Consider the following 478-nt stretch of genomic DNA (forward strand, 5'->3'; position numbering starts at 1 on the left):
TTGCCGCCGACCAGGTAATCCACGCCCTCAACGGCCGGGATCGTGTAGGTGTCCTCTGCGGTGCCGTCCTTATCCAAGAACGTCACCCCAGCCGGGGACACCTTGTTAGTCGTCGTGACCTTGATGGTGGCCAGCGTTTGAAAGCCGCTGGAGGAGTTGCCGAGACTGTCACGCAGCGGGTAGAGCACCGCCTCCCAATCGCCCGCGGCAGACCCCTGGGGAATGGTCATGGTCCGTTCCCAAGTGCCGTCCTTGACGGTCCCCGAGACCAGCGTCATGGATCCAAAGCCGTGGCTTTGGCCGGTGGCTTCGTGGCTGAGGCTCGCCACGGGAGTGTTCGCACCAGTGGCGTCGGTCAGACGGACGGTGACCTTTACCGTCCCTGAACCGCTCTCAAGATTAAGCGACGAGGGCGTCACCGTTGACTCGGCAAGCACGGGCCCCGCGGTATCGGCGGGAGCCCCGGTGACCTTGATGG

General features: G+C 64.2%; 1 pseudogene. It reads right to left on the reverse strand.

From position 1 onward, the window contains the following. Positions 1 to 329, reverse strand: a pseudogene (locus tag AC5RUJ_RS18305) (hypothetical protein); the annotation flags it as partial. Positions 330 to 478: the final 149 nt, after the last annotated feature.

It is taken from the genome of Arthrobacter sp. Y3223164 (genome assembly GCF_059091005.1).